Annotated in this window: 16 protein-coding genes; 7 read left to right on the forward strand and 9 right to left on the reverse strand. The window is 67.9% G+C overall.

From position 1 onward, the window contains the following. Nucleotides 1–92: 92 nt before the first annotated feature. Nucleotides 93–1,382, forward strand: coding sequence for a M20 family metallopeptidase (locus IAI58_RS10870; protein ID WP_207446050.1), 1,290 nt, complete (start codon nucleotides 93–95; stop codon nucleotides 1,380–1,382). Here the strand turns inward: IAI58_RS10870 and IAI58_RS10875 are convergent. Both IAI58_RS10875 and IAI58_RS10880 read right to left on the reverse strand, forming a co-directional pair. Then, on the reverse strand, nucleotides 1,376–2,203 hold the full coding sequence (locus tag IAI58_RS10875; RefSeq protein ID WP_207446051.1) for a FadR/GntR family transcriptional regulator: 828 nt from the start codon (nucleotides 2,201–2,203) through the stop codon (nucleotides 1,376–1,378). The genes IAI58_RS10870 and IAI58_RS10875 overlap by 7 nt on opposite strands. 17 nt (nucleotides 2,204–2,220) lie before the next feature. Next, the gene (locus IAI58_RS10880) at nucleotides 2,221–3,792 is read right to left on the reverse strand and encodes an ABC transporter substrate-binding protein (RefSeq protein WP_207446052.1); all 1,572 of its coding nucleotides are present in this window, start codon (nucleotides 3,790–3,792) and stop codon (nucleotides 2,221–2,223) included. Between the two features lie 123 nt (nucleotides 3,793–3,915). Between IAI58_RS10880 and IAI58_RS10885 the strand changes: the two genes are divergently transcribed. After that, entirely contained in the window at nucleotides 3,916–5,094 is a 1,179-nt protein-coding gene (locus IAI58_RS10885; protein WP_237182307.1) for a M20 aminoacylase family protein, read from the forward strand. Further along, entirely contained in the window at nucleotides 5,091–6,017 is a 927-nt protein-coding gene (locus IAI58_RS10890) for a nucleoside hydrolase (protein ID WP_207446053.1), read from the forward strand. Before IAI58_RS10885 ends, IAI58_RS10890 begins: the two co-directional genes overlap by 4 nt. Here the strand turns inward: IAI58_RS10890 and IAI58_RS10895 are convergent. Continuing rightward, complete coding sequence (locus tag IAI58_RS10895) at nucleotides 6,014–8,944, reverse strand: ATP-binding protein (RefSeq protein ID WP_207446054.1); 2,931 nt, start codon at nucleotides 8,942–8,944, stop codon at nucleotides 6,014–6,016. The genes IAI58_RS10890 and IAI58_RS10895 overlap by 4 nt on opposite strands. Before the next feature lies 1 nt (nucleotide 8,945). Beyond that, nucleotides 8,946–9,872, reverse strand: a complete 927-nt coding sequence (locus IAI58_RS10900; RefSeq protein WP_237182840.1) for a TRAP transporter substrate-binding protein — start codon at nucleotides 9,870–9,872, stop codon at nucleotides 8,946–8,948. 300 nt (nucleotides 9,873–10,172) lie between these two features. On the opposite strand from IAI58_RS10900, the gene IAI58_RS10905 reads away from it, so the two are divergent. After that, nucleotides 10,173–10,910, forward strand: coding sequence for a glycerophosphodiester phosphodiesterase (locus IAI58_RS10905; RefSeq protein ID WP_207446056.1), 738 nt, complete (start codon nucleotides 10,173–10,175; stop codon nucleotides 10,908–10,910). Here IAI58_RS10905 and mepA read toward each other — a convergent pair whose 3' ends face one another. Next, complete coding sequence (gene mepA / locus IAI58_RS10910) at nucleotides 10,911–11,741, reverse strand: penicillin-insensitive murein endopeptidase (RefSeq protein ID WP_207446057.1); 831 nt, start codon at nucleotides 11,739–11,741, stop codon at nucleotides 10,911–10,913. It lies immediately after the preceding gene. Here mepA and IAI58_RS23290 point away from each other — a divergent pair. Continuing rightward, nucleotides 11,740–11,874, forward strand: a complete 135-nt coding sequence (locus tag IAI58_RS23290) for a hypothetical protein (protein WP_272874815.1) — start codon at nucleotides 11,740–11,742, stop codon at nucleotides 11,872–11,874. The two genes, mepA and IAI58_RS23290, sit on opposite strands and share 2 nt — an antisense overlap. Continuing rightward, a complete protein-coding gene (gene rfbA / locus IAI58_RS10915; protein WP_207446058.1) occupies nucleotides 11,856–12,755 on the forward strand; it encodes a glucose-1-phosphate thymidylyltransferase RfbA in 900 nt (299 codons plus the stop codon). Before IAI58_RS23290 ends, rfbA begins: the two co-directional genes overlap by 19 nt. A gap of 22 nt (nucleotides 12,756–12,777) precedes the next feature. Here rfbA and IAI58_RS10920 read toward each other — a convergent pair whose 3' ends face one another. From IAI58_RS10920 to IAI58_RS10935, 4 genes are all read right to left on the reverse strand, one after another. Beyond that, nucleotides 12,778–13,056, reverse strand: a complete 279-nt coding sequence (locus IAI58_RS10920; protein WP_207446059.1) for a hypothetical protein — start codon at nucleotides 13,054–13,056, stop codon at nucleotides 12,778–12,780. Between the two features lie 15 nt (nucleotides 13,057–13,071). Beyond that, nucleotides 13,072–14,445, reverse strand: coding sequence for an HlyD family type I secretion periplasmic adaptor subunit (locus IAI58_RS10925; protein WP_207446060.1), 1,374 nt, complete (start codon nucleotides 14,443–14,445; stop codon nucleotides 13,072–13,074). Then, nucleotides 14,442–16,208 carry a type I secretion system permease/ATPase gene (locus IAI58_RS10930; protein ID WP_207446061.1) on the reverse strand — a complete coding sequence of 589 codons (1,767 nt, stop codon included), beginning with the start codon at nucleotides 16,206–16,208 and terminating at the stop codon, nucleotides 14,442–14,444. The genes IAI58_RS10925 and IAI58_RS10930 overlap by 4 nt, the downstream gene beginning before the upstream one ends. Nucleotides 16,209–16,466: 258 nt before the next feature. Continuing rightward, the gene (locus IAI58_RS10935) at nucleotides 16,467–16,943 is read right to left on the reverse strand and encodes a GtrA family protein (RefSeq protein WP_237182309.1); all 477 of its coding nucleotides are present in this window, start codon (nucleotides 16,941–16,943) and stop codon (nucleotides 16,467–16,469) included. 128 nt (nucleotides 16,944–17,071) lie between these two features. Between IAI58_RS10935 and IAI58_RS10940 the strand changes: the two genes are divergently transcribed. Continuing rightward, a complete protein-coding gene (locus tag IAI58_RS10940) occupies nucleotides 17,072–18,664 on the forward strand; it encodes an ABC transporter substrate-binding protein (RefSeq protein ID WP_207446062.1) in 1,593 nt (530 codons plus the stop codon). Nucleotides 18,665–18,814 lie beyond the last annotated feature (150 nt).

The raw sequence follows: 18,814 nt of genomic DNA on the forward strand, positions 1-18,814 counted from the left end.
CCGCTAAACCGAATTGAGGCAGCAGGGACATCCCGCTGGCCCAAGGACAGGGTGGTGTGGCGCAGAAGATAAGAGAGGGGCGAGCAGGGGCGGTGTCGGATGACGACGACTTCTCGGCCGGCGATTCATTCTATGATCATGCCGATCTTGATCGCCTCGCCCTCGCGACGCCTCTGCTGGGTGCCACCGGCTGGATCGACGGTCTGTCGCGGCTGATCGCCATCGACACATCGGGCTCGTCCAAGATCCAGACCCAGGCCTATGCCGACACCCTGCAGGACATGTTTGCCCCGCTGGGTTTCAGTTTCCGCCGCCTTCACGCCCCTGGCGAGCAGCACGGGCGGGCCAAGGGCGCCGCCGAGGCGGTCAGCATGGTCGCGGCACGCCGCACCGGCCGCCGGGTCTGCACCATCTATTTCCGCACGGACACCTTTCCCGCCGGTGACGGCTGGACGCGCCCCCCCTTTGCCCTGACGCGCCAGAGCAGCCGGCTGTATGGGCGCGGCACCACCGGCATGAAGGGCGCCGTCGCCGCCGTATGGGCCGCGCTGAGGGCGGCCGATGCGGTAGGACTGGGTCTGAGCTACGATCCCGTGCTGCTGTTCTGTGCCGATCGCGAAGACGGGCTGCATCCCGGCCTCCGGCATCTGGTCGCTGAGGGCGCGGTAGAGGGGCATGCCATGTGCCTGGACGGCCCGGCCGCGCCGCGTATCTGGGCCGGAAGCCTCGGGAGCATCCGCCTGGCCATCACCCTCAGCGGAACAGAGCCCGATCAGCAACGCCCCGCAGTAAACCCAATTGAGGCGATGGCGCCAGTCGTCGCCCGCCTGACGGAGCTGAAGGAGGAGATTGAGGCCCGCTGCTCCGTGGGGCAATCGGCGGATGAACCTTTCCCGGCGCTTTCCATGTCCTCGATCCATGGTGGCAAGACGGGCGCAATATGGCCCGACACATGTGACCTGGTTCTGGACCGCAGCTATGGAGCTCAGGAAGAGTTCGGTAAGGTCCTGGCGGAACTCCAGGACGCCGTGCGCGAGGGCTTCGGCGAAAGCGCCTACCTGAAACTACAGACCAGGCTGGTGGGTCACTGCCCGCCGGTCAGCAGCCCCGATCAGGGTCCGAACTGGCCCCGCTGGAAACAGGCGCTGAGCTGGGGCTTCGGCTATCCCACAACCCGGCTGCGGCGCTGGACCAGCCAGGAAGGCTCGCCCATGGGCTTTGTGCAGCAGGCAGGCGTCTCCGAGATCCTGCAGGGCGGCCTGCACCACCCGAACTCGGCGCCACATGGCCCCGACGAGTTCACCACCATCGAGGATGTGGAATCCCTGGCCCGCGCCGTCCTGGCCTATCTGGCCGACGTGACGGAAATCCCGGGCTACTGATCCCCGCCGACTGCCTGCTGCGCCAAGCGGGCATAACGGTCGCGGCTGGCGGTGAGATGGCGGCGCATCGCGCTGCGCGCCGCCCCGGGCTGCCCCGCGGCGATGGCGGCGGCGATCCGGGCATGCTCATCCCGCACGCGGGAGAGATAGGCGGCGCTGTCCGCCCCATCCTCCAGGAAGGGGGTGATGGTCTGGCGCGGGATCAGCATCGGCCCGAGGAATTCCAGGAAGCGCGGGAAGAAGCCATTGCCCGTGGCGGCGAAGATGGCGCGGTGGAATTCCAGATCCTGCGTGACGGCACTGTCGCCGGCGCTCACGGCAAGGGCGAAGGCATCTGCCGCAGCCTGAATGCGCTCGATGTCCGGCTCGCCGCGCCGTGCGGCGGCGAGGCCCGCAGCCTCGCTCTCGATGGCGATGCGGAGTTCGATGACCTGCAGCACGTCGGTCAGGGACCGCATCTCCGCCGGATCGATCCGCACCTGCCCCCGCGCCGAAGGATCGGCCACGAAGGCGCCCACGCCCTGCCGTGTCGTCACCAGACCCTCGGCACGCAGGGCCGAGACGGCCTCCCGCACCACGGTGCGGGAGACCCCGGCCTGGCGCATCAGCGCCTGTTCGGTCGGCAGACGGTCACCCGGGCTGAGCCGGCCGGCGCGGATCTCCGCCGCCAGCCGCCGCACAAGTTCCGCCGTCAGATTGGCGGGCGGCGAGAGCGGCGCCAGTTCGATGCCCTGCACCAGCTCCGGCACGGGGCGCCGGGCTACCGGTAACGCCTCCTTCGCCTTTCGCTGCTGACGCACCGTGACGTTGTCTCTCGGCATGCCGCCCGTCCCCTTCATCAGGGCGCGCGGGAGACGCTGGTGGCGAGCGTCATCTCGTCCGTGCGCGCCTCGTAGGACAGCCCCTGCTTCATGGCCCAGCTATTCACCGCGAAGTAAAGCGGAATCAGGGCCGTGTGGTCCTTGAGAGCCATCCGGGTCGCCTGCTGCGTCAGCTTCTCACGCTCGGCATTATCCATGGTCTGCCGGGCGCGCTGGATAATGGCGTCGATTTCGGCATTGCTGAAGCGGCCACGGTTGGCCGTGCCCAGGCCAAGCTTGGTGTCCCAGGTATGGATCTGCGTCTCCAGCATGCCCAGCAGCTCGGGGTTGGGCGAGAAGCCGGCGAAGTTGACGGAATACTTCAACTGGGAAGCCTCGGTGAGCCAGACGCCGCGCGGGCGCGTCTCCACGGTCGTCTGCAAGCCGGCGCGGGTCCACATCTGGGCGATGGCCTGCACCACCTGCTCGTCATTGACGAAACGGTCGTTCGGGCCGTTCAGCTGCACCGCGAAGCCATTGGGGAAGCCTGCTTCGGCCAGCAGTTTCCTGGCGCCATCCAGATCGAAGGGCTCAGGCGTCATGTCAGGAGAGGCGCCGAAATATCCCTCCGGCCCCAGGTCCCCCGCCGGCTTCCCCTGTCCCTGCAGCACGCGGGAGGTCAGCGCCTCCCGGTTGATGGCCTTGGAGAGCGCCTTTCGCACGCGCGGATCGCGGAGCGGGTTGGGGATGACGGAGCCGTCGCGTCCGCGGATATGCGGGCTGTTCTCCCGGTCGCTGTCCAGGGTCAGGAAGAGCAGGCGGTTGGAGGGGCTTTCCGCCACGTTGAATCGCGGATCGGCCTGGAACTTGTTGAACTGGTCCGGCGGCACGATCTCGATCAGGTCGACATCGCCGGCGTTGAGCGCCGCCACGCGGGAACCCGCATTGGCCAGCGGCCGGAACTCCACCCGCCCATAGGCGGGGGACCTGCCGGGGAAGGCGGGGTTGCGCTCCATCACCAGCGGGCTGCCCGGTTGCCAGGAGATATGGCGATAGGGCCCGGTGCCGATCATCGCCTTGCCGGAATTGTAGTCGTTGGTGGTCGCGCCCTCTCCGTGCTTCTTGGACACGATCATGATCAGGGAAAGGTAGTTCGGCAGCAGCGGCGTGGGCGCGCTGGTGCGGATGCGGATGGTCGTCGCATCCACGGCCTCCACCGACTGGATCGGGCGCGTATAGACGCGGAAGGAGGAAGGCGAGTTCGGCACGTCGCCGGCGCGGGACAGCGTGAAGGCCACATCCTCCGCCGTCACCGGCGCGCCGTCGTGGAAACGGGCGGCGGGGTCGAGGGCGATTTCCCAGGTCAGGTCATCCAGCACCCGCCAGCTCTTGGCGATGGCGGGCTTCAGCACCTGCCGCGCATCCTGCTCCATCAACGGCTGGAAGACGTGCCGGCTGAAGGCGATGTTGGTGATGATGCTGGCGTAGTGCGGGTCCAGGCTGGTCGGCCCGGATTCCATGCCGATCCGTAAGGTGTCCTGCGCCTGAGCGGTGACGAGGGGAAAGGCGGCGAGGGCGGCCGTAAGCAGGCCGGTGCGCAGGCGAGACATCGGAACGGCGGTCTCCGGAAGATAGGAAGGGGGGCGGGTGGTCCGCGGGGCCGCAAACTGGCATGGTGGCCCGCCAGCCGCAACGCATGACACCGCAGAGCGGAACTGTCCTGAGGATGACTGATGCCCACGCCCGAGGCACTTGCTGCCCTAGCCCCCCCGATGACCGCCTGGCGGCGCGACCTGCACGCGCATCCCGAACTGGGCTTTGAGGAAACACGCACCGCGGCCTTCGTCGCCGCCGAGCTGCGCGCAGCGGGTATCGCTGTCGAGGAAGGCCTTGCTGTGACAGGCGTGGTGGGCACGCTACAGGGCCGGCCAGGCAACCGCGCCGTCGCCCTGCGCGCCGATATGGACGCGCTGGCCATGACGGAGGCAACGGGTGCCGCTTATTCCAGCATTACGCCGGGAAAGATGCATGCCTGCGGCCATGACGGCCATACAGCCATGCTGCTGGGCGCCGCGAAATGGCTGGCCAGCCATCCGGACCGCTTCGCCGGGACCGTCCATTTCATCTTCCAGCCCGCCGAGGAATCCCGTGGCGGCGGCCAGCGCATGGTGGAGGAGGGGCTGTTCCAGCGCTTTCCGGCCGATGCGGTCTATGCGCTGCACAACCTGCCGGGCCTTCCGCTTGGCACCATAGCGGTCCCCAAGGGGCCTGTTCTGGCATCGTCGGATACCTGGCAGGTGGTGTTCCGTGGGCGTGGCACCCATGGCGCCAAGCCACATCTGGGAAGTGATGCGACCCTGGCGGCGGCTCAGTTCATCGCCGCGCTGCAGACCATCGTGGCGCGGGACCTGGACCCAATGGGCGTCGGCGTGGTCAGCGTCGGCCATATGGCGGCCGGCAACCCCGCTGCCCCCAATGTCATCCCTGCTGAGGTCCTGCTGCGCGGCACAGCCCGCGCCCTGACGGCCGATACCCGTGACCTGCTGGAAGCCCGTATCGGTGCCATCGCCCAGGGCATGGCGGCGACCCATGGCGTGGCGGCGGATTACCTCTATACCCGGCGCCTCTCGCCGACCGTGAACCACACGGCCCAGGCCGCCCTGATGCACCGCGCCGCCGGCGCCACCGTGGGCGCGGAGCGGGCTCTGGACGACTATCCTCCTATCACGGCGGGCGAGGATTTCTCAGCCATGCTGGAGGCGCGGCCAGGAGCCTATGCATGGCTTGGCACCGGTGCGCCCGCGCATCCCGAAGGCTTCCACCACAACCCGCATTTCGACTTCAATGACGCCGCCCTGGCGACCGGTGCCGCATTCCTGGCAAGCATCGTCGAGGCGGAACTGCCGGCATGACCCGCCGCGTGATCATCGACTGCGACCCCGGCACGGACGACGCCATCGCCCTTTGGCTAGCCCTTGCGTCACCCGAAATCGAGGTTTCCCTGGTCACGGTGGCCGGCGGCAATGCGGGGCTCGCGAGCACCCTGGCGAATGCCAGCGCCGTGGTGGGCCTGGCAGGGCGGCCGCTGCCCATCGTGGCCGGCGCCGACCGCCCCTTGCTCGGCGCCTTCAGGGCTGATGTGCGGGTGCATGGCATGGATGGCCTGGCCGGCGTGAAGCTGCCGGACGGGCCGGCACCCGCGCCGGGCGTGGCGGCCGATGCGATCCGGGAGCAATTGCGGAACGCCGCCCCGGCCTCCGTGACCTTGCTGGGCATCGCCGCCGCGACGAACCTGGCCCTTGCTCTCGCCACAGAGCCGGCCCTGGCCGACCGGGTGGAGGAGATCGTGCTGATGACGGGAGCCGTGGGCGAGGGAAACTGGACCCCGGGTGCCGAGTTCAACGCAGCCATGGACCCGGAGGCGCTGGCCATCCTGCTGGCGTCCGGCCGCCCCGTCACCCTGACGACACTGGAACTGACCGCCCAGGCATTGGTGACAGAGGAACGCATCGCGGCCCTGCGGTCCCTGGAAGGCGGGCTCTGCCTGGCGGCCTGCTGCGACATCATGGACGCCGTGCCACCCTCGCGGCGCCTGAATCACCGGGGGCATCCTCTGCACGACCCCTGCGCAGTGGCCTGGATCATCGCGCCCAGGCTCTTCACGGCACGGGATGTCGCGGTGCAGGTGGAATGCGGCACCGGGCCCGGACGTGGCCGCACCCATATCGACCGCTGGGGCCGCAGCGGCGTCCCACCGCATGCCCGGTTGCTGGAAACCATCGATCCTGACGGCTTCTTCGCGCTTCTCGGCGAGCGGCTGACGCGCCTTCCCTAGGTCTCGGCCTCCCGGGCCGTCTCCATCATCGGTAACGCGTCCAGCCAGCGCAGGATCTCGGGCAGGGTGTCCTGCAACGCCGTCCGGGCCTGTTCCAGTGTGTCCTCGACATGGTCGCCGGCAATGACGCTTCGGTTCAGTGCCTCCAGCGCCCGCACCAGGCGCGTGGCGCCCAGTGTGCGGGACACGCCGGCAAGCCGATGCACGAGGGCGCGGAGCTGCGCGGCATCGGTCGTGCTGTTCATGGCCGCCAAGGTTTCGGCCCCACGGCGCAGCTCGACAACAAACTCGGCCATCACCGCCGGGGCGGCCGCACCCAGGTCACGGGTCAGCGCCTCGAACGCTGCCATGTCCAGCGCGGGTGCCAGCACCGCCGCGGCGGAGGCGGAGGATGCCGCCGCCCCGCCGAATTCGATAACGACCCGCAGCAGGTTCTCGCGGTCGATCGGCTTGGAAAGATGCGCGTTCATGCCGGCCGCGGTGCAGGCCGCGACCTGCTCAGGCAGCACGGAGGCCGTCACGGCGACAATCGGAACCTGGTTGCGGGGCGGCGGCAACTGCCGGATACGGCGGGTGGATTCCAGGCCATCCATCACCGGCATCTGCAGATCCATCAGCACCAGGTCGAAATCCTCGGCCTGCACCGCGGCCAGTGCCGCGGCGCCGTCCTCGACAAGGGTGACATGATGGCCCGCGCTGGTCAGCATGGCGCGGGCCACCAGCCGGTTGGCCGCCACATCGTCCACCACCAGCACCCGGAGAGGCGTCACCCGCGCCGGCAGAGGCGGCGGGAGGGAGGCGGGCTGTGGCTCCAGCTCCTTGCCGGGCGCGCCGGACTTGGCCGGCCAGGGCAGCTCCGCCTCCGGCAGCGGCAGCTCGACCCAGAACAATGCGCCACCCTCGGGCGGGCTGTCATAGCCGATGCGGCCGTCCATGAGTGCCGCCAGCTGCGAAGCGATGGCCAGGCCGAGCCCGGTGCCAGTACCGACATCGTTTCCGGTGGTGGGTGCGGCGAGCTGGACAAAATCCTGGAACAGCATGTGCTGCTTGTCGGGCGGCACGCCCGGGCCACTGTCCTGCACCTCCAGCCGCAGGCCCTTGTCGTTCTGAAGCGGCCCCGCGCGCAGCCAGATCTCGCCACGCTCGGGCGTGAATTTCACGGCGTTTGAGAGCAGGTTCAGCAATAGCTGGCGCAGCCGCATGGGGTCGACCAGCACCGCTTCCGGCGTGCCGATCTCCACATCCATATGGAAGGATTGCTGCTTGCGGACGATCTCCGGTCCCATCAGCGTCACGCAGCGTTCCAGCAGCGGGCGCAACTCGGTGGGCGCCGGGCGTATCTCCAGCCGACCGGCGGCGATCTTGGAAAGGTCCAGCAAACCATTGACCAGATCCAGCAGGTGCCGGGCCGCGTCATGCAGCGTCTGCAACTGTTCCTTCTGGTCTGCTGTCACGCGCGGGTCGTTCAGCAACACCTGCGCGAAGCCGAGGATGCTGTTCAGGGGCGTGCGTAGCTCGTGGCTCATACGTGCCAGGAACTGGCTTTTGGCCTCACCGGCGGCGGCGGCGGCGTCACGGGCGGCCGCCAGATCATCGATGGTGCGCTTGATCTCCGTGATATCGGTGCGGATGCCGACGGTGCCGCCGCCGGGCGTGGCACGCTCCGTCACCAGCACCCAGCGGCCATCGGGCAGCAGGCGCTCCATCGGGCGGTTCTCGCCCCGGTGCCAGAGCCGCATCTCTTCCAGGAAGGTGTCGACGTCGTTGCCAGCCTGCGGATACTGGCCGCGCTTGAAGCCTTCCCGCATGATGTCGTCGAAATGCGCGCCGGGTTTGATGAACGGTGCGCTGGCGCGATAGAAATCCTTGTAGCGGCTGTTGCAGGCGATGAGCCGGTCGTCCGCATCCCACATGACGAAGCCATCGGTCATCGAATCGATGGCGCTTTCAAGCATGGAGCGCCAGCGGCTGCGCTCGGCCTCCACCTTTTCCCGCTGCCGCAGGGCCAGGATCAACGTGGCGGCGATCACCATGACGAGCACGGCGAAACCGGCGGAAATCATGTAGGCGCGGGTGCGCTCCTTCTCCCACCCCGCCAGTGCCGCGTCGAGCTGCATGCTGACGGCGAGGGACAGGGTCGGATAGAGCGTCGGCCGGACGGCCGAGATGATGTTGTCGCCGTTGAAGCGGCTGGTGGACTGGAAGATCTCCGTGCCATCGGGGCGGGAGAGGCGCGCGAAGGACGGCGGCAGCAGCTTGTGCCCGATCAGCGTCTCGTCATGCGGCAGGCTGGCCATCAGCGTGCCGTCGTCGCGCTCCAGGCTGATGCGCAGCCCGCCGCCTTCGCCGCTGACCGCCAGAAGCGTGCTGATGACGGGAACCGGCACCTCCGCCACCGCGACCAGCGGCCCGGTTTCCGGCAGCGTGATCCGGCGTGCCATGAACAGCGCCCATTCTCCCGTGGCCGGGTTGCGGAAGGGGCCGCCGATCATCACGGCCCCCGCGCGTGAGCCGCTGTCGAAAAAGGCCGCCGTGAGCGAGGAGGGCAGAGGCCGCCGGCGGGAGACGGCGAGGCCGGTCGCCACCGGGATGCCATCCGGCCTCACCAGCAGCACGTCGCGGAAGGTGAAGTTCTGGTTGTTCAGCTCCCGCAGCACTTTCTCGACCTGCTGCATATCCAGCGAGCCACGCGCCGAGAGCGGCGCGAGGATCGCCGGCATGCCCGCGAGCATGGCGTCCACGGAAACGAGGTTGCGATTGAGCGAGGCTTCCACCGCGCGCGCGATCCGCTGGACCGTCTCGGAAGCGGCTGTCATCGCCGCCTCCCGCGCGCGGCTTACCAGAAGGCCGGTGGTGACCCACTGCGCCGCCAGCAGCACGGCGGCACCCAGAATGACAGCAAGCCGCAGACGCCGGGAATGCAGCATTTCAATGCGCATAGGCCGGGATGCCCAGCGTGGGACCCAGATACCGGTTCCAGGCATCGGCACAATCCGGCCCGCAGCGATCCACCCAGCGCGGCAAGACCGTCTGTACCAGCAGGCTGCGCCGGCGGGCATCGTCGGCGGGGGTCACCGGTACGATGGTGAGGCTGCCCCGCGCATCAGTCGTGCAGCCCGGCTTGCCGGCGCTGCAGTCCAGACCTTCGCCCGTCTCGCGCGCCGCGGCTTCCCAGATGCTCTCCTCCAGATCCGTGAGGCCTTTCTGGATGACCTCGCGAATATCCTGGGGCAAGGCTCGCCAGGCTTCCTGGTTGGCACCGAACACCGAGACCCCCCATGTCAGGGCCATGGAATGGATATGCGACGTCACTTCCTGCAGCCCGACGGCATTGCCGGATAATGTGCCGGTGACAGCGCATTCGACCACGCCTGCCTTCATGGCTTCGACAATGCCGGCGAAGGGAATGACCACCGGGGTGGCGCCCAGCGCCTCGAACATCTCCGCCTGACCGACGGAGGAGGCGCGGATTCGGCGGCCCGCCAGGTCCGCGAGGCCCGTGAAAGGCCGGCGGCACCAGGTGACCTGGGCCGGGTAGGTGTAGACCGCCAGGAGTTCCGTCCCGTAGCGTTCCTGCAACAGCCGCTTCAGATGCGGGCGGTAGAGGCGCACGGTCTGGCGCAGGTTGGCGAAATCCGGGTTCAGGGCCGGCAGGTCGACGGCATTGAATTCCGGCTCCTCGGAAGAGACGATTGCCAGCAGAGCGGTGCCGAAGGGCACGACCCCCAGGCGCATCAGCTGCAGCATCTCCTCGGCCCGGAAACCCGCGCGGTCGAACGGCGCGATCTCGCCTACCACGCGGCCGTTGGTCAGCTCCGAGATGCGCTTGCGCCAGAACGGCTCCTCGTAGCGCACATATTGGGAGACGTCTGCCAGGCCTCCAACCACCTTCAGCCGAAGCGGCTCTTCTGCTTTGGCCCCGGATGACAACAGGAGTGCCGCCAGGATACCGGCGGCTCCGAGAATATGGCACCAAGGACGCATGCGGACCGGCAGGGTTGCAAACATCGCCTCAATCCTCTCGCCGCATCGGCCGTAAGATATCGAGATAGCAGATTACAAGATCTTGTGCGCGGAACCAACCGCAGAGGCATCGTTCGCTGATTCCAGGCGCTCTTTCGTTAATTCTGCAGAGGATGATGCGGAACGATGGCCATGGTCGGGCATACTGATATCGTAAGCCATCGCGGGGGCGCCCTACTCTGGCCGGAAAACAGCCTGGAGGCCTTTCGGAACAGCCTTGCGCTTCCCGTCGAGCAGGTGGAATGCGACGTGCGTCTCTCCGCCGATGGCGTGCCCGTGGTGATCCATGACCATACGGTGCAGCGGACCACCCTGGGGCAAGGGGCGGTCTCCGCCCTGACCGCGCGGGAACTGTCGCAGCTGCGGCTGCGTCATGCGCCGCATGCCTCTGTCCCGACCCTGGCCGAGGTGGCGGCGCTGTTCTCGGGCAAGTTGACACAACTTCAGGTTGAAATCAAGGGCGGGCCGCAGGACGGATCCCGACCCGCGGCGCTGAACCGCAGCCTGGCCGTGCTGGATGCCGCGGGGATTCGCGGCCAGTCCCACATCATCGCCTTCGATGCCGGCATAGCCGCCGATGCCCAGGTGGCTGGAGGACTGGCAGGGGTGATCTGGCTCTTCGAGCGACATCTGCTGGAGCATGTCGGCGTCGATGGCGTGATTGCCCTGGCCCTGGACCATGGCTTCAAGATGATCGAGACGGAAATCGACGTGCTGGATGCGCCACTCTGTTCGCGCTTCCGGCAGGCCGGGCTTCGGCTGGGAGCCTGGGGCGCCAGTCGGGCCGATGCTCTGGCCAAGGCCTTCGGACTTGGCCTGGATGCGGTGGCTACTGACGATCCCGTATTGGCGCTTCGTCTGCGTGCCTGACTATGGCGCGGCCAAGACCCCCGCGCAGTTAGCCGGCAGCAGCCGCGGCGGGCGGGCAGGGGCAGGGCGCCTGGCTTCCCCTCTGAACCACCACTCCAGACTGGCATCGCAGCCGTCGCCCAAGGGAACGGGGGCCTGATCCTGGCAGCCTGCCTGGCCCCGCGGGCAGCGCAGGCGCAGATGCATGTGGGAGTCGTGTCCGGCCCAGGGACGGATGCGCCGCAACCACGCCTCACCACCATGATTGCGGCACAATGCGCGCTTGATGGCGGGATTCACGAGCACGCGGTCAATTTCTGGCATTTGGGCCGCTGACCGGATGAGTGCCTCGTGCCCCGGCGAATAGACGTCGGGATCGATATCCTGACCGTCCGGTCGCACAAGGGAGGGGACGTTGAGCCTCTCCCGCGCAGGCCGGGGCCGAGCGGGACGGGGCGCCACATCCAGCCAGACATCGGCATCCAGCCCGATCTGGTGGCTGGCGTGGCCCCAGGGCATCGGCCCGCCACGCGGCTGGCTGACATCGCCGATCCAGATCGGCGGCAGTCCCGCCCCGGTTGCCGCGGCAGCGAGGGATGCCAGCGTGTCGATCATCGCCGGATGCCCCCAGAAGCGATTGCGGGATAACCGCACCACTTCCCACCCCGGCCCCTCGGGCGGCATGGCCACCGCGCCGGCGATGCAACCGAGGCCGTGGCTGCCAATCACACGGGGCGCCTCAACCGTCGGATGGCCCGCCGCCGCCCAGCCTGGCGCGCTGGTATCGGCGGCGGAGGCCGGGAAGGCCAGCGGCAGCAGAACAAGACAATGGAGGACGCGAAACAGGCGCATGCTCGGTATCCTGCTCGGATTGGGCGTGGCGACAGCGGCGCGCCGCCATTCCGCCGCCATGTTCCTGGGGAAACTGCACAGTCAAGGCTGCCGCAACCTTGGCGTGCGGCATGCATGGGAGATGGTGGTTTGAAGGGTATCCTGCTAGCCGGCGGCGCCGGCACGCGTCTGCATCCCGCGACCCTGGCGATATCGAAGCAGCTTCTGCCGGTCTACGATAAGCCCATGGTCTATTACCCGCTCTCCGTGCTGATGCTCGCGGGCATCCGGGAGATCATGATCATCTCCACCCCTCACGACCTGCCGCTGTTCCGGCGCCTTCTGGGTGATGGCAGGCAATGGGGTCTTTCCTTTACTTATGCGGAGCAGGATCGGCCGCGTGGCATCGCGCAGGCCCTGACCCTCGCGGAAACCTTCCTGGACGGTAGCCCGGCGGCACTGATACTGGGCGATAATATGTTCTATGGCAACGACTTGGACAGGCACCTTGCCATCGCACATGAAACCCTGGCCAAAGGCGAGGCGGGGGCGGTTGTCTTCGCCTACCGGGTGGCGGACCCCCAGCGTTACGGTGTCGTGGAGTTCGATGCCTCCAACCGCGCATTGAGCCTGGAGGAGAAGCCGAAGCTGCCGCGATCGGACTGGGCGGTGACGGGACTTTACTTCTATGACGGCCGGGCATCCTCCCTGGCAGGCCAGCTCGAACCCTCGGCGCGGGGTGAGATCGAGATCACGGACCTGAACCGCCGCTATCTGGAGGAAGGGCAGCTCAGCGTGCTGCAACTGGGCCGTGGCTTTGCCTGGCTGGACACGGGCACGCATGACAGCCTGCTGGAGGCCGGTGAGTTCGTCCGGGCCATCGAGAAACGGACAGGCCAGAAGATTGCCGCCGTCGAGGAAGTGGCTTGGCGGATGGGTTTCATCGACGAAGCGCAGCTTATGGCGCTGGCCGTGCCGCTCCGGAATAGCGGCTACGGCGCCTATCTCGAGGGCCTGCCGCGCCAGGGCCCGTAAGTCTGGCGCGGCCCGGGGCGCCCTAGCTTCCGGAGAAGCGGAAGGCGCCCGGTATCGGCTGAGCGTCCGACGCGGGGGCAGCGGCCTCCTGCTGCGCCTGCTTCATCTTGCTCTCGATCTGCTTCAGCAGCGTCACCATGCCGTTGGTGAAGGTAGGCAGCTGGACCACGGGTATGATCAGCTGGCCGCAGGGGGCAGGCGTGCCGTCCGGCTTCGTCTGCACCAGGGTCAGCCGCGCGACGCCGAAATTGACGTTCGCGTCCAGGATGCCGTCCGCGAAGACGGTGGGTTGGTCGGGCATTGCGTTCCTAGGTCCTTATTGTTCGCGGAAGGCGCGGTGGAAGCTGTCGAGCACCGGCTGGATCATATAGCGAAGGAAGCTGCGGCTGCCGGTCTGGATCTGTGCTTCCACAGGCATACCCGCGCGCAGGGCCACATTCTCCAGCTTGGCCAACTGGTCCTCGTCCACCACGATCTGCACGCGATAATGGCTGGCGCGCGTGCGCTCATCCACTGTCACGTCGCTGGCGACATAGGTGACGTGTCCGTGCAGGAAGGGCACCAGGCGCTGCTTGAAGGCAGGCAGGCGAACCTCGGCCTCCAGCCCAGGATAGACCACGTCGATGTCAGTGGGGGATAGCTCGACCTCCGCCACCAGCCGGTCGCGGCTCGGGACCAGCTCCATGACGGGCTCCCCGGGCTTCACCACCGCCCCGAGGTTGAAGAAACGGCTGCCGAGGATCGTGCCATCCTCCGGCGCCACGATTTCCCGGCGCGTCACCACGTCCTGGGCAGCGCCGAGCTTCTCCTCCGTCTCATTGAGCCTGCTGCGCACCTCGCGCGATTCAGTGGATACATCGGCCAGGCGCTGGTCACGCACCTGCTGCATCTGGCTGCGCGCTTCCGCGGCGGCGGCGGCGGCCCGCTCGGTCTGGCCGATCAGGTCCTGCATGTTGCCTTCCAGGGAGGCGACGTTGCGCTGCAGGGCCAGCAGGCGCGGCATCCGCTCCAGCCCCTGTGCGACCAGGGTTCGGACGTCCTGCTCCTCCCGCTTGATCAGCTCCAGCTGCCGCTGCTGGCTGCCGATCTGGGCGCGGGCGGAGGATGCGGTGGCTTCATGCTGGGCGATACGGGCCTCCAGCACCTGGATCTGGCTGATCAGGCTGGCCTGACGGGCGGCGAAAAGCGTCCGTTGCCCCGTCATCGCCTCCAGCGACCGCGGATCGCCCGCTTCCAGCAGTTTCTGTGGGAAGGTGATCTCGCTCGCGCCGTGCCGCTCGGCTTCCAGGCGGGCGAACTGCGCCATCAGCGCCCAGTGCTGCCCACGCAGCATCTCCAGGCTGGCGGCGGACTGGGCATCATCCAGCCGCATCAGGACCTGGCCTGCCTTCACCTTGTCGCCGTCACGGGCCAGGATTTCCCGCACGATCCCGCCTTCCAGGTGCTGGATGGTGCGACGGCTCCCTTCGCTGCGGATCTGGCCAGGGGCGATGGCAGCCTCTGCCAGTGGTGCCAGCGCCGACCAGAGCAGGAAGCCGCCGAAGAAGACGAGGATGGCCAGGATGCCCAGCCACATGGCTCCGCTGGTGCGGGGGCGTGGCGTATCCAACTGGCCGGGGGCGAGCGGCGGCATGCCCGTCTGGCCCACCGGAGCGGGAGGGGAGCCGGCCGGAGCGGTCGTGATGCTCATGCGTTACCTCCCGGTGCGAGACGGCCTGTGGCGGTGGCAGCCACGGCGGGGGCCGCGGCCGGGCGGGGCTGCGGCATCAAGCGGCGCAGCACCTCGGCCCGCGGGCCGAACATCTCCACGGCGCCGTCCTTCAGCAGCAGGACCTTGTCGACGCCCTGGACCAGGGTGGGGCGGTGGGACACGAGCACCACGGTCGTGCCCCGGCTCTTCAGGGTGTCCACGGCCCGTTGCAGCGCGGCCTCGGCATCACCGTCCAGGTTCGAGTTGGGTTCATCCAGGACCACCAGCTTCGGATTGCCGAACATGGCGCGGGCCAGGCCCACCAGCTGCCTCTGCCCGCCGGAGAGGTGCTGGCCGCCCTCGCCGATCTCGGTCTCATAGCCCTGCGGCAGGCGGAGGATCATCTCGTGGCAGCCCGCGAGGCGGGCGGCGGCGAAGACAGCCTCCGGCTCGGCATCCGCCATGCGGGCGATGTTCTGGAAGACAGTGCCGTCAAACAATTCCACATCCTGGGGCAGGTAGCCGACATGGCGGCCGAAATCCTCACGCTTCCAGGTATAGACATCGGCGCCATCGAGCCTGACGTTCCCGGAACTGGGCGCGAGGGTGCCGATCATCAGCCGGATCAGCGTGGTCTTGCCGGCGGCCGAGGGGCCGATGACGGCCAGGCTTTCCCCCGGCTCCAGCCCGAAGGAAACGCCCTTGATGATGGCCATCGGCTGGCCGGGGACGCCGTAGGTCACCCGCTCGGCCGCGACCCGGCCGGTAGGCTCCGGCATGGCCAGGCCCGGTGGCCGGATGCGCGGCAGGGCGAGAAAGATGTTCAGCCGCCGCAGCGCCTGACGCGTCTGCACCAGCCCTTTCCAGCCGCCGATCAGCTGCTCCACCGGCGCCAGCGCCCGCCCCATGATGATGGAGCCTGCGATGGAGGCGCCGGAGGTAATCTCCTGCCGCAGCACAAGATAGGCACCGATGCCCAGCACGGCCAGCTGCACCGCGAGGCGGAAGAACTTGGTGGCGGAGAGCAGGATGGCCGCCCGGTCCGCCGCCTTCTGCTGCGGGGCCGTGACCTGGGCGACGCCCTCCCGCCAATGCCGCAGGACAGCGTTGCTCATGCCCATGCTGTCGATCACCTCGGCATTGCGGGCGACCGCATCGGCCCGCCGCTGGCTGGCCATGGCCGCCGTGCTGGCCTGCCGCAGCAGGGAGGAGGTGGTGAACTCATTGAGGAGCGTCAGGCCGAACAGCATCACCGCGCCCGCGAGGGCGACGAAGCCCATCAGGGGATGCAGCAGGAAAATGGCGCCGAGATAGATGGGCACCCAGGGCACGTCATAGACCGCCAGCGCGCCTGGGGAGCCCAGCCAGGACCGGCAGACCGCAAGGTCCCGCAGCGCCTCCATCCGGTAGGGGCGTCCCCGCAACTGAGATTCCAGCGCGCGCTCGAAGCCCTCCGGCGCGACACGGGCTTCGATCCAGCCCGCCACCCGCTGCATCACCTGGCCGCGGACCGCCTCCAGCACCGCCAGCAGCAGGACGGCGCTGACGGCGATGATGGTGAGGAAGATCAGCGTGTCCAGGCTGCGGGTCGCCAGGACGCGGTCGAACACCTGCATCATATAGAGTGACACGGTAAGCTGCAGCAGGTTCACCACACCGCTGAACAGGCCAACGGCCACGAACTCACGCCGGCACGCCCGGATGGCGCGGGAGAGGAGAGTGTCGGAGGCACCTTCGGTGCCAGGCTGACGGAATACGGCCATCGTGGTCTCGGCCGTATCAGCCCTGGCGCCCGGCGTCAGCGGAGCGGTGGTGCGTCGTCATGCGTCTGGGAACTCCATGGACCGCGGCGAGGTATATCATGGACCGCGGCTTTCAAAGATCATGTAAATCTCCGGAGCTTTATCAGTGCTGCTACGGAGTGGAGCAGGAATTCTGGCGGCAGTTGTCTGGTTGCCGGGCGCGGGCAAATAAGCACGCGTCTGATAATGGAAAAAGCCGCAAAGCCAGACCTGCATTTCTCAAATCGGTGTCGTGTCATCTCGCGCGGGGCCGGGTGCTGCCCTGCCGGACCGAAAGACAAAGCGCCGGCTTAGCAAAAAGTTGCCGCCCAGGCCGGCGATTGAGCCGGCCGCGACGCCGATGACGGGATGCGTATGGGCCAGCGCCCAGGTGCTCACCAGCAGACTGTAAGTGCCGTAATTGATGACGAAACCAAAAAGATTGACCAGGAGGAACATGGCCCATTGCCGGCCGCGGCTGCTCCTGTCGGCGTCACGGAATGTCCATGCCCGGTTCAGTGCCCAATTGGCCGAGGCCGCCGTCAGGTAGGAAAGCGCCCGGCCCAGATAGAGACCGGCGCCGAGCGAGAGCGCCGCGTAGAGCGTGACAGTGTCGATCAGGAAGCCCAGGGTCCCGACCACGCCGAAACGGAAGAGTTCTCCGAACAAGCCCGCATGGCGTGGCGGGAGGCGGGAGAGAAGGGCGGGCAGGGGCATGCCCGGCGCATAGGCACTGATGGCCGTGCTGCCAAGAGGGGGAGGGGCCGATTCCCTCTTGCGCCTGCCTGGGGGCTCGGCTTCCCTCTTCACAGATTCGGCAGAGCCCCGGGGGGGAGACCACGGACATGTTGAGACGGCAGTTATTTACCGGCGCCGCCGGCGCCGCCATGGGCTCGGCCCTCCCTCGCTTCGCGATCGCCCAGCGCGCCAATACGAGGCCGCTGAAGTTCATCGCGCAGGCCGATCTGGCCGTGGTCGATCCCATCGTGACCACCGCCTATGTCAGCCGGAACCATGCCTATATGGTCTGGGACACGCTGTACGGCTTCGACGAGAATTACCGGCCCCAGCCGCAGATGGTGGATGGCCATACCGTCGATGAGGACGGCAGGCGCGTCACCATGACGTTGCGCGACGGGCTCAAATTCCATGACGGGGAGCCGGTGCGCGCGCGCGACGCGGTAGCCTCGATCCGCCGCTGGGGCGCGCGGGACGCGCTGGGCCAGGTGCTGTTCTCGGTACTGGACGAACTCTCGGCGCCCGACGACAGGACCATCCTGTTCCGCCTGAGGAGGCCCTTCCCGCTGCTGTTCGAGGCGCTGGCGAAGCCTTCGACCCCCGTCTGCTTCATCATGCCGGAGCGGCTGGCGAAGAGCGACCCTGGAACCCCGGTCACGGAGGTCGTCGGCTCAGGGCCCTTCCGGTTCAACCATAATGAGCGGGTCCCCGGCAGCCTCATCGTCTATGAGAAATTCGCCGGTTATGTGCCCCGCGCTGATGGGGTGGCGAGTTGGACCGCCGGGCCGAAGCACGTGCATTTCGACCGCGTCGAGTGGCATGTGATACCCGATGCCGCGACGGCCGCCGCCGCGCTCCAGAGCGGGGAGTTCGATTGGTGGGAGCAGCCGACAGGCGACCTGCAGCCGGTTCTGCGCCGCTCCCGCGACATCGTCCTGGAGAATCCGGACCCGACCGGGCTCTGCGGTATGGCGCGCTTCAACCACCTGCACCCGCCCTTCAATAACCCGGCGATCCGCCGGGCTCTGCTGGGGGCGGTCAGCCAGGAAGACTACATGACGGCGGTGATCGGCACCGACCGGAGCCTCTGGCGCGACCAGGTGGGCTTCTTCCCGCCGGAGACGCCGCTGGCGAGCGATGCCGGGATGGAGGCGCTGACCAGCCCGCGCGACTATGAGAAGGTCAAGCGGGATCTGGCCGCTGCCGGATATAACGGCGAGAAGGTGGTGCTGATCGCGGCCAGCGACTTCCCCTCGTTGAACGCCCTGGCGCAGGTCGGCAACGACATGCTGGTGAAGTCCGGCATGAATGTGGACTTCATCACCGCCGACTGGGGCACGGTGGTCCAGCGGCGCGCGAGCCGGGAGGCGCCGGAGAAGGGCGGGTGGAGCATGTTCTTCACCTTCTGGTCCGGGCTGGACATGTTCAATCCCGGCGTCCAGCAGGCCCTGCGCGGCCATGGGCAGGCGGCCTGGTTCGGCTGGCCAACCGCACCGAAGCTGGAAGAGCTCCGCACCGCCTGGTTCGAGGCCCCAGACCCGGAGGCGCAGAAAGAGGTGGGCCGGCAGATCCAGCTGCAGGCCTTCCAGGACGTCCCCTATCTGCCCGTCGGGCAATATTTCCAGGCAACGGCCTATCGGCGGGACCTGACTGGCGTCCTGAAGGGCCTGCCCCTGTTCTGGAACGTTCGCCGCGCCTGAGCCACGGCTTTGCCGTTTCCGTGGGCAGTGACGGCGGCTCCTTAGCGGAGCCGCCCCTCTGCTTCGTTGAAGCTCCGCAATGCTGTCTCCTGGCACGGCCTGTGCTTGGCCATCGTGACACCGGCCATGCATTTCGCATGGCGCAGGGGC

Origin of the sequence: Roseomonas marmotae (assembly GCF_017654485.1) — a bacterium.
Lineage (GTDB): Bacteria > Pseudomonadota > Alphaproteobacteria > Acetobacterales > Acetobacteraceae > Pseudoroseomonas > Pseudoroseomonas marmotae.